Below are 12,403 nucleotides of genomic sequence, written 5' to 3'. Positions count from 1 at the left end.
CGCCAGGGTCAGACGATGCGGGCCGCGGCGAGCGGCCGTGCCGAGACCGGGTGGGAGCCGTCCCGGTCGGTGGTGACGCTCCACCGGCAGCGGGAGAACTCTCCGGTCGCGGTGGAGGCGTAGAACTGTCTCCCCCTGTCGGACACCTGTCCGAAGCGTCGGCAGAGTCTAGGCGGAGGATTGGGCGGAAGGCTGGGCGGAAGGTTGGGCTGATGGCTGTGCTGCGGACGGTTGTGCGGGCGCGGGGTCGGCCGGCGTTCCGAAGAGGTGCCGCACGGTGGAGCGGTAGTTGGCCTGGACGTGGTTCAGGGCGTGGGCGCGGGCGCGCTCGGGGTCGCCGGAGGCGATGGCGTCGTAGAGCTCCTGGTGTTCGGTGAGGAGTTGGGGCCATTCCTCGTTGCGTCGGGTGAGCCATTGCAGGCGGCCGCCGACGGGTTCCATGACGGAGATCAGCAGGGTGTTGCCGGCCATGGCGAGGAGGCGGTCGTGGAAGCGCGTGTTGATGTCGGTGATCGCTTCGGCGTCCCCGGCCTCGGTGGCGTGGGCCGCGCTCGACAGGAGTTCCCGTAGGTCCGCGAGGTCTTCCGGGGTGGCGCGGGCGGCGGCCAGTCCGGCCGCGTACACCTCCAACGCCTCGCGCAGTTCGAAGAGTTCCTTCACGTCCGTGGGGCTCAGTCGCCGTACGACGGTGCGGCGGGGGGTCTCGAACAGGACGAAGCCCTCGGCGACCAGGGCCCGGATGGCCTCCCGGACGGGGACCCTGGAGACGCCGAACCGGTCGGCCAGCTCTCGTTCGACGAGCCGGTCGCCGGGACGCAGTCGACCGGAGATGATCTCCTGTCGCAGGGTTACCAGGACGCGCTCGCGCACCGCTCCGATCGGTTCGATCTTCGTCATGGGCCCATCCTCTCCGATGGGAGGGGGCTTTTACGGAGGTGTAACAGGAAGGACATCGGTCAGAACGCTTGACGGCGGGACCATGTCGGCAGTTTGGTATACCAAACGATCGGCCCAGTAGTCCTCCTCCGTCCCCTTGCCCATGGAGGCCCCGTGTCCCTCGCCGACAGCGCCGAAGCCACCGGCGCACCAGCGTTCGTCCCCGACCCCCGGCTCACCAACGAAGACCTCGCGCCCGCCGAGCAGCGAAACTGGAAGGTCTTCGACCTCTTCGCCATGTGGATGTCGGACGTCCACAACCTCGGCAACTACACCTTCGCCGCCGGCCTGCTGGTCCTCGGCATGAACGTGTGGCAGATCTTCACGTCCCTGCTCGTCGGCTTCGTGCTCATCTACGTCGGCATGAACTGGATGGGGAAGATCGGCCAGCGCCACGGTGTGCCCTTCCCGGTGGTCAGCCGCATCAGCTTCGGCGTCTGGGGCGCCAACATCCCGGCCCTCATCCGCGCCGTGATCGCCATCATGTGGTACGGCATCCAGACCTACCTCGCCTCCGTCGCCGTCAACGTGATGCTGCTGGCGGCCTGGCCGGGCCTGGAGTCCTGGACGCACAGCTCCTTCCTGGGCCTCGACGCCCTCGGCTGGGTCTCCTTCCTGTCCCTGTGGCTGATCCAGGCGCTGATCATCAGCCAGGGCATGGAGTCGGTGCGCAAGTTCCAGGACTTCTGCGGCCCGGCTATCTGGCTGGTGATGATCGCGCTGGCGATCTGGGTCCTGGCCAAGGCCGGCTGGACCATCTCGCTCACCTCCACCCCGCACCCTGTCTCCGTGGGCGAGCAGTGGCGGCAGTGGTTCGGCGCGATCGGACTGATCCTCGCCACGTACGGCACGCTGATGCTGAACTTCTGTGACTTCTCCCGCTTCGCTCCTGACTACAAGACGGTCCGCCGCGGCAACTTCTGGGGGCTGCCGCTCAACTCGACGGCGTTCGTGGTCGTCTCCGTGATCGTCACCGCCGGCTCGCTGGAGGTGTTCGGCGAGGCCATCACCGACCCGGCGGAACTGGTCGCCAAGGTCGGCAACACCTGGGTGCTGGTCCTGGGCGCGCTCACCTTCGCCATCGCCACCATGGGCGTCAACATCGTCGCCAACTTCGTGTCGCCGGCGTACGACCTCGCCAACGTCTGGCCGCAGAAGATCAGCTTCAAGGTCGGCGGCATGATCAGCACCGTCGCCGCGCTCGTCGTCACCCCCTGGAACCTCTTCTCCAACCCGACCGTCGTCAACTACTTCCTCGGCGGTCTCGGGGCGTTCCTCGGCCCCCTGTTCGGCGTGATCATGGTCGACTACTACTGGGTCAAGCGCGGCCGCGTCGACGCCAACGAGCTGTTCGACGCCACCCCCGGCTCCCGCTACTACTACCGCAAGGGCGTCAACCCCAAGGCGCTGTGGGCGTTCCTGCCCTCCGCGGCGGTCGCGGCGGTGCTCGCGCTGGTGAAGACGTTCAGCGACGTGGCTCCGTACTCCTGGTTCATCGGGACGGCCCTCGGGGCCGGCCTGTACCTGCTGCTGTGCCGCAGCGAGCGGACGGCGGGGTCCTCGGCGGCCGCTCCCGACAAGCCCGTGGAGGTCTGAGAAGCGTGCGGAACGTACGGATCGTCGTCACCAACTGCAACACCACGCAGGAGATGACCGAGGAGATCGTGCGAGGTGCCCGGGCCGCGGCAGGCCCGGGCACCGCCGTGATCGGCCTGACCCCCGACTGGGGACCCGAGTCGGCCGAGGGCTGGCTCGACAGCTATCTCTCGGCCGCGGCCGTCATCGATCGTCTGCGCACCTACGACGGCCCGCCCTACGACGCCGTCGTCATGGCCGGCTTCGGCGAGCACGGCCGCGAAGGCGTGCGGGAGCTGGTCGACGTGCCCGTCGTCGACATCACCGAGGCCGCGGCCCATCTGGCCTGTCTGCTGGGCCGCCGCTACGGCGTCGTCACCACCCTGGAACGGTCCTGCGGCCAGATCGAGGACAGCCTGGAACTGGCCGGGGTGGGCCGCAACTGCGCAGCCGTCGTCGGCACCGGTCTCGGCGTTCTCGACCTGGGCGACGCCGACCGCACGGAGGCGGCCTTCCTCGCGGCCGCCGAGCGGGCCCGGGAAGCCGGGGCCGAAGTACTGGTGCTCGGCTGCGCCGGCATGACGGGGCTGCAGCAGGCGGTGGGAGACAAACTCGGTCTTCCGGTCGTCGACGGCGTCGGGGCGGCGGTGAAGCTGGCGGAGGCACTGGTGGGACTGGGCCTGACGACCAGCCGCGCGGGAAGCTTCGCAAAGCCGGTACCGAAACGGCGCGTGTGGCGCCCCGAGTAGCACAGAGCCGTGAAGCGAGGGGAGCGGGGAGGGGGCGAGGGGTGAAGCATCCGCAGGGGCAGACGGGGCAGACGGGGCAGACGGGGCGGACGGGGCGGACGGGGCGGACGGGGCGGACGGGGCGGACGGGGTAGACGGGGCAGGCGGGGCCGCAGGGCGAGGCGCGCGCCACTGGCAATCGCCTCGCGACGGATAACCGTTGGACAGTCCCGCGCCGCCTTCGCCAGGCTTCCTCCCGTGCGGAGCAAGCGTCTGGGCCGTTTCACGGCGGCGGACTTCTTATGGGCCACGCCGGAAGTCCCGGCGGGCCCCGGAGGTCTGCCATGTCCCGAACCGTCCACCACGTCCGCCCCCGACACCGCGTCAACCCTGCTCATTGGCCGGCCGAGAGCCTGAACCTGGACACCGGCCACCGTCTCGTCGCCCTCCGCTACAGCGCGCAGGAACTGACCCGTGCGCGGCGCGAGCGGCGTCGCCCGTGCCCCGTCCGGCTGACGCACACGTTCTGCGCGTACACCTATCCCCGGTCCTTGAACGCCCAGGTCGACGGCCCGTACGAGTCCCGTGCGCGCGCCGCCCTGTCCGTGTTCCGCTCGACCGCCCGCAACCGCCTCCGCGCGGCCGCGCCCGGCGCTCTCCTCTCCGCGGCCGAGGAACTGGACCACCCGCCGACCCGTCACCGTCACCAGAACCTGTGGTAGCAGGGCCGTCGTTCGCTTCTGGCAGGAAATGCACTCTTTCGTTACCAAGAATGCCCAATCACCCTGTGACCAGGGGCGACAGGGCATTCGGCGGGGCGAGGGGGAGCCGCGATGGTCGAGCCGATCTATGTACCGGTCCTGCCGACGCGGCGGGACGCCTGGACTGCCTACGAGGCGCTCGATCCCCTCGTACGGAGACGGATCGCGCCGCTGTGGACCTCGTCCCGGGGCTCGGGCAACGCGGAGACGTGGATCAAGGCGGGGCACATCCAGCATCTGAACTTCGCCGTGACGCAGCTGACGGACGCCGGGGCATGACCCTTCGGCAACGGCACATGGTCAAGCGGGATCCGCCTTCTTCCGGCTCTTCCGGCCTTGCGTTCATAAAGAAAGCGGGATTCGGGTCGGACGTCACCTCGCTGAAACGCAACCGTCCCAACCTCTCCAAGACCGCCCCGTAGCGTGGACACCGCAGCTCACCACAGCTGACCAATGCCCCGACCGCCCCGACCGCCCCGGCCACCGTCGCCCGAAGGCACACCCCCGCCCTCGTCACGACAGGAGCTTCGTGTCCCCGCGCTCGTCCGCCTCCCTTCGCTCTCGCGCCTCCACCGCTCTGCCGCCCTGGCTGGCCCACGCTCTGCGGGCCCAGCGTGGGCCCGTGCCCTGGAGCGCGGTCACGCGAGGGGCGTTGGCCGCGGGGCCTCTTCTGCTGGTCGCGGTGCACGTCGGGCGGACGTCTCTCGGGGTCGTCGCCGCCATCGCCGCCATGCTCGCCGGGATCAACGACCGGCCCGGCAGCCGACGGGCGTCCGTCCGGCGACTCGGGGCGCCCGCGCTCGTGGGAGCGGGAGGGCTGCTCGTCGGGACGTACGCCGGGGGCCACCTCGGGGCCGTCGCGCTGACGCTCGTCCTCACCGGTCTCGGGCTCGTCGCCGGCGGAATGAGCGCCGTCGGGCCCGTCGCCTCCGGGGCGGGCACGCAGTTGCTGGTCGCCGCGGCGATCGGGGCCGGGATGCCGGTGCCGGAACCGGGCCGGCTGCTCGCCCTCGCGTTCCTCGCCGGGGCCGGATGGCTGCTCGCGCTGCGGCTCGTGCTGCCCACGCCCGGGGCCATGACCGGCGACTTCCGGTTCGACGGGGAACGGGACGCGGTGGCCGGTGTCTACGACGCCGTCGCCGAACTGCTCGACGCCGTCGGCGCGGAGCACGCCACCGACCGCCGCGCCGCGCTCACCGCCGCCCTCGACCACGCCCAGGACGCCCTCGCCGGACCCCGGCTGCGGCGCTACGCCAGCTCCGCGGCCGAGCGGCGGCTGCACGCCCAGTACGCCGCCGCGCTGCCCCTGGCCGAGGCCGCGACCGCGCTCGCCTGGAACGGGGAGCCCGTCGCCGAGCGGGCCTCGGCCGGGCCCCGACGGCTCGCCGCCGCCGTACGGGAGAACACGCACACCGGGCCGCTGCCCGCGCCCTCCCGGTCCGCGCCCGCGCTGCGCGCCCTCGACGACGCCCTGCTGCACGCCGCCGACGCCTTCGACCAGGGCGACGGGGGCGACCTGCACACCCGTCGGCGCGGCGCCCGCGACCTGCTGCGCACTGCGTTCGGTCCGGGCGGGCGGGAGTACGGGCTGCGGGTCGGCCTGTCCTTCGGGGCCAGCGCCGCCGTCGCGCAGGCCCTGCACCACTCCCACTGGTACGGGCAGCACACGCACTGGTACTGGCTGCCGGCCACCGCCGTCTTCCTGGTCAAGCCCGACCTCGGGCCCCTGGTGTCGCGGGTGCTGTGCCGGGCCGCGGGGACCGTGTTCGGGGCGCTGCTGTTCGCCGGGTTCGCCGCCGTGCTGCCCCGCCCGGAGGGGCTCGTGGCGCTGGTCGCCCTGTGCGGTGCGCTGATCCCCGTCTCCACCCGGCACTTCGCGGCCCAGACGGCCGTCGCCACCGTGCTCGTGCTGTCGCTGGTGATGGTCGGCGGGGAACCCCAGGCCTCCGTCAGCCGGATCACGGAGACCCTGCTGGCCTGCGCGATCGTCCTGATCGTCGGCCATCTGCCGATGCCGGGGGAGCGGGGCGGCCAGGTCCGCGCCCGGCTCGCCACGGCCGCCGACGCCGCACACGCCTACCTCACCCACGTCCTCGACGGCTCCGACGACGGCTCCGACGACGGCTCCGACGGCGGCTTCGACGACCGCGCCGCCCGCTGGACCCTGCGCCGCGAGGCCTACCGCACCCTCGCCGAGGCCCGCACCGCCATCGCCCTCGCCGCGCACGAACTGCCCGCCCTCGCCCGGCACACCGAGGGCGCCGACGAGGTCGCCGCCCTCCTCGAACGCCTCGTCGACACCACCACCGCCTGCGCCGTCCACCTCGACGACACCGGACGCCTCACCCCCCGCCACCGCGAACGACTCGCCGAGCTCCTCGCCGAACTCGCCGCACGAACGCAGCGGGTGGGCCTGCCCTTGCCCCCGCCGGTCCTGCCGATGGCCGTATAGCCCCGGTCCCGCCCGCCCCTCGCCCCCCGTCAGTCGATCCGCACCCACACCGGCGCGTGGTCCGACCCCGGCTCGTTCCTGCGGGTCGCCGGGTCCGGGCCCACCGACGGAAGCCGCAGCTCCTCCCGCGCCCCCGAACCCGTTCCCGCCGCCGACAGACGGTGGGTGAGGCGGTGGCTGGTCAGGATGTGGTCGATCAGTTCGCGGCGGCCGGAGTCGACGCGTGAGTAGCGCCGGTCGGCGGGGATCAGCGGCGCCACGTCCCACAGGCGGTCCGCGTCGCCCTTGTCGGGGGCCTCGAAACCGGGAGTGCCGATCTCCGAACCGGGCGGGCCGAGCACGATCTGCGTGGTCGCCGCCTGCACCTCGTCGTTGAGGTCGCCCAGCACCGCCACGTCCCGCTCGCGGCCGTCACCGGCCAACAGGTCGTCGGCGAGCGCGCGCAGCGCCGCCGCCTCGGCGGCCCGCCGGTAGAGGGCGTAGGCGCCGTAGCGGGCCCGTTCGCCCTCGTCACGCGGGAAGAAACGATCCCCTGGATACGTCAGCAGCTTCGACTTCAGATGGGCCACCGCCACCCGCAGCGGCCCCGTCGCCGTGACCGTCTCCACCGCCAGCAAGCCGCGGCCCGTCCCGTCCGAGGCCGCCCCCGAGTCGTCCGTCTGCACCGGGCGCAGCTGCGCCGGGTACGCGCGCGTGTCGGCCAGCACCTCCAGGGGCGTACGGCTGATGACGCCGACGCGGATGCCCCGGCCGTCGGGGTGCGCCGAGAGCGCGGCATGCCAGGCGCCGCCCACCGTCTCCAGCAGGTCCGTCAGCGCCTCCGGCTCCCCGACCTCCTGCACGCCGAGCAGACCCGGGTCGAGCACGGTCAGGACGGCGGCGAGCGCGGCGAGCTTCGCCTCGTAGGCGGCCTTGTCCTTCGGGCCGAACCCACTGCCGGGCCGGTACAGGTTCTCGAGGTTCCAGGTGCCGAGGAGCATGCCGGGCTCCCTCCAGGAGGTGTCGTGGCGCCAGGGTGCCCGTCGGCCGGGGCCTGCGACAGGTCCGGGACAAGATGCGCGCCACGGCTCACGCCACGGCACGACACCGTCGTACGTTGACGCAATGACGCCTTCTCCTGCCGTCGGCGCAGCCGACCTCGTCATCGCCGGCTGCACCGTGCTCGTGCATGACGAGCCCGACCGACCCGGCGGCGAGGAACGCGTCGCCTTCCGAAAGGACGCCGCGATCGTCGTCCGGGACGGGGCTGTGGACGCCGTCACGAGCGCCGCCGAGGCGGCCGGGCTTTCGGCCCGTGAACGCATCGACGCGCGCGGACAGGTCGCGATGCCCGGGCTGATCAACTGCCATACGCACGCGCCGATGGTCGCCCTGCGCGGCCTCGCCGAGGATCTCCCCACCGAGGAGTGGTTCAACGACGTCGTCTGGCCCGTCGAGTCCAACCTCACCGCGAAGGACGTCGAACTGGGCGCGCGGCTGGCCTGCGCGGAGATGATCCGCGCCGGCGTCACCTGCTTCGCCGACCACTACTTCGCGATGGACGCGGTCGCCGCCGTCGTCGCCGAGTGCGGGATCCGCGCACACCTGGGCCAGGCGTACTTCTCCTCCCAGGGGCCTCAAGGCCGGGCGCAGTCCCTGGAGTTCGCGCTGCGCCACCGCGGCGGCGCCGACGGCCGCATCACCACCGCCCTCGCCCCGCACGCGCCCTACACCGTGACCGACGCCGATCTCGCGGCCACCGCCGAACTCGCCCGGGAACACGGCCTGCCCGTCCACCTGCACGCCGCCGAGAACCGCGACCAGACCGACACCAGCCTCGCCCGGCACGGCGTCACCCCCGTCGAGGTCCTGGAGCGCACCGGCATCCTCGACACGGACGTCCTCATCGCCCACGGCACCGGCATCCTGGAACGCGACCTTCCCGTCCTCGCCCGCGCGCGCGGGCGTACGGCCGTGGCGAGCGCTCCCCGCGGCTATCTCAAGTTCGCCTGGCCCACCACCACCCCCGTCCGCGCCCTGCGCGAGATCGGCGTCCCCGTCGGACTCGCCACCGACGGCGCCGCCTCCAACAACTCCCTCGACGTGTGGGAGTCCATGGCCCTCACCGCCCTCCTCCAGAAGTCGACCACCGGCGACCCCCGCTGGCTCACCTCCCGCCAGGCCCTCCACCACGCCACCCTGCAGAGCGCGAAGGCCGTCGGACTCGACGACCGGGTGGGCGCCGTCGCCCCCGGCCGGCGCGCCGACCTCGTCCTCGTCGACCTCACCGGACCGCACACCCAGCCCGTGCACGACCTCGCCGCGACCCTGGTCCACAGCGCCCGCTCCTCCGACGTCCGCACCACGATCGTCGAAGGACGCGTCCTGATGCGCGACCGCGAGCTGCTGACGATCGACGTACCGGAGGTCCTGCGGGAGCTGGAGCGCCGGATGCCCGCACTCCTCGACCGCAGCCACGGCGGACGCATCCAGGAGTACGACACGTAAGACGAGACTCGTACACGACCAGCCACGTACAGTGTCCGGTGCGTTCGCAAAGTGACCGAATCCTCACGGTCCGTGCCGGACCCGTGTCAACTACGTCTCAGTACCGCAACTGAGCGAGGCCTTCGCGGTCCGATGAGCGTTAACTCCTACAAGTCACGACGCTGAGACGCTTATCGGAGGTGCGAGATGGTGAACGGGCGAACCGTGCTCGAACGCTTTCCCGCGGGCGGGCCGCGCGGGTCGTGGCCTGCGGAGGAGTTCGCGCACGCACGACGCATGGAGGGGCTGCCCGCCGAGGTCGTCATGGACCTCGCCACGGACACCTTCCTGGTGGTCGTCCGGGGCGGCGACCCCGCACGGTGAACCGTCAGCCCGCCTGCGACGGCGCGGGCACGGGCACCCGCGCCGTGAACTGCTCGGCCTGCAGCGCGTACAGCTCGGCGTAGACGCCCCCGCCCGCCAGCAGCTCGTCCGGGGTCCCCGACTCCACCAGCTTGCCCTGGTCCAGGACGTGCACCAGGTCCGCGTGCCGGACCGACGCCAGCCGATGCGTGATCAGGACGACCGTCTGACCGCTGCCGGCCAGCGCGCGGATCTTCTCGAACACCTCCAGCTCGGCCCGGGCGTCCAGCGCCGCCGTCGGCTCGTCCACGATCAGGATGCGCCCGCGCCGGTAGGCCGCCCGCGCGATGCCGAGACGCTGCCACTGGCCGCCGGACAGCTCGTGCCCGCCGCTGAAATGCCGGGCCAGCAGGGTGTCCAGACCGCGCGGCAGATCCGCGACCACCTCCTGCGCGCCCGCCTCGGCGACCGACGCGGACAGCCGCTCCTCGGTGAGCGCCGCGGCGCTGCGGCCGATGGCCACGTTGACCCGGGCCGTGAACGGCCACCGCTTGAAGTCCTGCGCCACCATCGCGACCCGCTCGGCCAGCTGGCGCCGGTCCGCGCCCGCCGCGTCCACGCCGTCCCACAGGATCCGCCCCCGATCCGGCTTGTACAGCCCGGCCAGCAGCTTCACCAGGGTCGTCTTGCCGGAGCCGTTCTCGCCGACGAGCGCGATGATCCGGCCGAGGGGGAGCGTGAGGGTCACGTCGTCGAGGGCGGGGCGCGCCGACTCGCCCGGGTAGCCGAACGTGACGTTCTCGAAGCGGATCTCGCGCGGCTCCTCCGGCAGGGCCGCGCCGCCCTCCGGGATCGCCCGTTCGGCTGCTTCGACGTACAGCCGTTGCAGGTCGCCCACGAACAGGGCCTCCTCGTGCAGCTGGTTGACCTCCAGCACGAGGGTGTTCAGGCTCGCGGAGCCGCTGCGGATCGCGATCACCGCGGTGCCCGCGACCGCCAGGGCCATCGTCCCGGTGAGCAGCAGGGCGCCGAGGGTGGCGTAGGTCGCCACGGTCGCGAGACCCGTCCAGGCGGCCGCGATCAGACCGGTGCGGGCGGCGAGCCGGGCCAGCCGGGCCTGTTCGGCCTCCGCGGTCTCCGACATCGAGCGGAAGTGCCGCAGCAGGAACGGGCCGACGCCGTGCACACGGATCTCGGGCGCCGCCGCGGGCTCGGTGAGCAGACTCGCGATGAGATGACCCGCGCGCGCGTGCTGCACCCAGGTGTGGAACGACTCGTAGCGGCGCCGGGCGTTGGTCAGCGCGCTCCAGGCGCTGGGCAGCGTCATCGTGACCAGCAGCGGCAGCAGCAGCGGGTGCAGCACAGTGAGCACGCCGGCCGCGGCGGCCAGCGAGATCAGCGCGTTCACCACGCGCGTGCCGTACGTGATCATCCGGCAGGCGGACCGGGCGCCGTACTGCGCGGTGTCCAGCAGCTTGTGGAAGGCGTGGTCCTCGATCGCGGCCAGCTCCACCCCGGCCGCCCGTTCCAGGTACAACTCGGTGGCCACCCGTTCCACCTTGGGCTCCAGCCGCCCGGTGGCATACGTCGACGCGGCCCGCAACAGCGCCCCGAAGAGGAGTACGACGGCCATCGCGACCAACGCGGGAGCGGCGTCGCGCAGCCGGTCCTCGATCGAGCCGCCGGTGACCAGCCGGCCCAGCACGCTGTTCACCGCGAGCAGGCTCACCGCCTGCGTCACGCCCCGGCCCGCCTCCGCGGCCAGCACGATCCGGGCGGCGCGCGGGTCGGCCTGACGGGCCAGCCTGAGACTCGTGGAGAGCAGGGAGGGCAGCCGGATGATCATGGCGCGGAAGTTCAGCTCCAGGAAGGCGTCCCGGTGCTGGTTCCACCCCATGTCGTAGCGGAGCGGGCCGCCGAACAGCAGCCGCTCCGACTCGGACACGTCACGCTCGTCGGAACTCTGCGGCTTGCCGGCCTTCTCCGCCGTTCCCGCGTGCTCCGCTTTCGCTGCCTTCTCTCCCTGCTCTGCCTGCTCTGCCTTCTGGTCCTTGTCTGCCTCATCCGCGCTCTCCGCCCGCCGCGCCTGCCCCACCGTCGGCCTCCCCAAGTGGTCGTGGACGACGGCCACTATCGCGGGACGAGCCGCGTGAGGGCAGGGCGTGGGACGGGGAAGCCGGGACGCGCGGGCGTGCGCCGGGGACGGTGCGCCGGACTGTCCCACAGGCAGGCGGGGACTATGCGCTGATGGGCCGCGACCAGATGGGCGTCGTGCCCGTGAGGCGGCACAGGGCCAGGTAGAGGGGGATCGGCGGGGTGTAGGGAAGCGTGCCGTCCGGTCGGTGGATGAGGCCAGGGCGGCGCGGGGAGTCCGGGAGGACCGCGCCCGTGGCGTAGCGAGCGGGGGCGGGCCACTCCAGGGCGTAGTCGGAGTCGGCGGGGACCAGCCACCACCAGTGCGCGTCGTCGGCGTAGACACAGCCCACGCGCGGCAGACGCGGCATGAGCAGCGGGCCGAGATGGGCCGGCACGGAGACGGCGTCACAGCCCAAGGGGGCCGTCATGCCGTCGGGCACGGCCAGCCGGTGCACGGGTTCGGGGGCGGCGCCGGACGCGCCGGCCGGTCCGCGCTTCAGGCGTACGAGCGTGTCGAGTGTCAGCACCGGAGCCCGACCGGGCACGGTGCTCATGTCCGTCCCCGCTCGCGGACGGGCTGGAAGGGGAGCTGAAGCGGAAGCTGGAGCGGGAGTTGGAGGGCGTCGGCGGAGCGTCCGGGCGTCCGTGTCCACCCCTCACGACCGTCGCACCCGGCGTGCCCCGCGTGCTCAAGGGTGCGGTGCCACTGCGGCGCGACGCGGGCGGCCGGACCGTCGGATCCGATGGGCACCGCGGATGCGGTCGGCGCGGCGGATGCGTTGGGCGCGGCGGGTGCGGTCGGCAGGGTGCGTGCGACTGGCGCGGCGGATGCGACGGGCGCCGCGGGCGCGGTCGGGACGGCGGATGCGTTGGGCGCGGCGGGGACGACTGGCAGGGTGCGTGCGACTGGCGCGGCGGATGCGACGGGCGCCGCGGGCGCGGTCGGGACGGCGGATGCGTTGGGCGCGGCGGGGACGACTGGCAGG

At 72.8% G+C, this 12,403-nt stretch carries 12 protein-coding genes and 1 pseudogene; 7 read left to right on the top strand and 6 right to left on the bottom strand.

The genetic code is table 11. From position 1 onward, the window contains the following. Nucleotides 1-8 precede the first annotated feature (8 nt). Both ACIBAF_RS00080 and ACIBAF_RS00075 read right to left on the bottom strand, forming a co-directional pair. Nucleotides 9-146 (bottom strand): hypothetical protein, encoded by a 138-nt coding sequence (locus tag ACIBAF_RS00080; RefSeq protein ID WP_399460812.1) that lies wholly within the window; start codon nucleotides 144-146, stop codon nucleotides 9-11. A gap of 22 nt (nucleotides 147-168) precedes the next feature. Beyond that, nucleotides 169-897 carry an FCD domain-containing protein gene (locus tag ACIBAF_RS00075; RefSeq protein ID WP_399460811.1) on the bottom strand — a complete coding sequence of 243 codons (729 nt, stop codon included), beginning with the start codon at nucleotides 895-897 and terminating at the stop codon, nucleotides 169-171. Between the two features lie 153 nt (nucleotides 898-1,050). On the opposite strand from ACIBAF_RS00075, the gene ACIBAF_RS00070 reads away from it, so the two are divergent. The 5 genes from ACIBAF_RS00070 (at nucleotide 1,051) to ACIBAF_RS00050 (ending at nucleotide 6,452) form a co-directional block, all read left to right on the top strand. Next, nucleotides 1,051-2,532, top strand: a complete 1,482-nt coding sequence (locus tag ACIBAF_RS00070; RefSeq protein WP_399460810.1) for an NCS1 family nucleobase:cation symporter-1 — start codon at nucleotides 1,051-1,053, stop codon at nucleotides 2,530-2,532. A gap of 5 nt (nucleotides 2,533-2,537) precedes the next feature. Further along, nucleotides 2,538-3,260, top strand: coding sequence for an aspartate/glutamate racemase family protein (locus ACIBAF_RS00065; protein WP_399460809.1), 723 nt, complete (start codon nucleotides 2,538-2,540; stop codon nucleotides 3,258-3,260). 323 nt (nucleotides 3,261-3,583) lie between these two features. Next, nucleotides 3,584-3,961 carry a hypothetical protein gene (locus ACIBAF_RS00060; protein ID WP_399460808.1) on the top strand — a complete coding sequence of 126 codons (378 nt, stop codon included), beginning with the start codon at nucleotides 3,584-3,586 and terminating at the stop codon, nucleotides 3,959-3,961. A gap of 111 nt (nucleotides 3,962-4,072) precedes the next feature. Then, nucleotides 4,073-4,279 carry a hypothetical protein gene (locus ACIBAF_RS00055; RefSeq protein ID WP_399460807.1) on the top strand — a complete coding sequence of 69 codons (207 nt, stop codon included), beginning with the start codon at nucleotides 4,073-4,075 and terminating at the stop codon, nucleotides 4,277-4,279. A gap of 250 nt (nucleotides 4,280-4,529) precedes the next feature. Beyond that, nucleotides 4,530-6,452, top strand: a complete 1,923-nt coding sequence (locus ACIBAF_RS00050) for an FUSC family protein (RefSeq protein ID WP_399460806.1) — start codon at nucleotides 4,530-4,532, stop codon at nucleotides 6,450-6,452. Nucleotides 6,453-6,481: 29 nt separating this feature from the next. Here the strand turns inward: ACIBAF_RS00050 and ACIBAF_RS00045 are convergent, their stop codons facing one another. Continuing rightward, on the bottom strand, nucleotides 6,482-7,432 hold the full coding sequence (locus ACIBAF_RS00045) for an endonuclease/exonuclease/phosphatase family protein (protein WP_399460805.1): 951 nt from the start codon (nucleotides 7,430-7,432) through the stop codon (nucleotides 6,482-6,484). A gap of 124 nt (nucleotides 7,433-7,556) precedes the next feature. Here ACIBAF_RS00045 and ACIBAF_RS00040 point away from each other — a divergent pair, with 124 nt between their 5' ends. Together ACIBAF_RS00040 and ACIBAF_RS00035 are read left to right on the top strand one after the other, a co-directional pair. Further along, nucleotides 7,557-8,939, top strand: coding sequence for an amidohydrolase (locus tag ACIBAF_RS00040; RefSeq protein WP_399460804.1), 1,383 nt, complete (start codon nucleotides 7,557-7,559; stop codon nucleotides 8,937-8,939). A gap of 186 nt (nucleotides 8,940-9,125) precedes the next feature. Continuing rightward, nucleotides 9,126-9,302, top strand: coding sequence for a hypothetical protein (locus ACIBAF_RS00035; RefSeq protein WP_399460803.1), 177 nt, complete (start codon nucleotides 9,126-9,128; stop codon nucleotides 9,300-9,302). Between the two features lie 4 nt (nucleotides 9,303-9,306). On the opposite strand, the gene ACIBAF_RS00030 is transcribed toward ACIBAF_RS00035, so the two are convergent. From ACIBAF_RS00030 to ACIBAF_RS00020, 3 genes and pseudogenes are all read right to left on the bottom strand, one after another. After that, nucleotides 9,307-11,178: an ABC transporter ATP-binding protein gene (locus ACIBAF_RS00030; RefSeq protein ID WP_399461315.1), complete on the bottom strand. Its 1,872-nt coding sequence runs from the start codon at nucleotides 11,176-11,178 to the stop codon at nucleotides 9,307-9,309. 340 nt (nucleotides 11,179-11,518) lie between these two features. Beyond that, complete coding sequence (locus ACIBAF_RS00025; RefSeq protein ID WP_399460802.1) at nucleotides 11,519-11,971, bottom strand: hypothetical protein; 453 nt, start codon at nucleotides 11,969-11,971, stop codon at nucleotides 11,519-11,521. Further along, nucleotides 11,968-12,403, bottom strand: a pseudogene (locus ACIBAF_RS00020) (hypothetical protein); the annotation flags it as partial. The pseudogene ACIBAF_RS00020 and the gene ACIBAF_RS00025, both read right to left, overlap by 4 nt.

Source organism: Streptomyces sp. NPDC051677, from assembly GCF_044453465.1.
In the GTDB taxonomy this organism is placed as follows: domain Bacteria; phylum Actinomycetota; class Actinomycetes; order Streptomycetales; family Streptomycetaceae; genus Streptomyces.
Note: the sequence above shows the minus strand (reverse complement) of the source record. Positions and strands in the feature narration are given on the sequence as shown.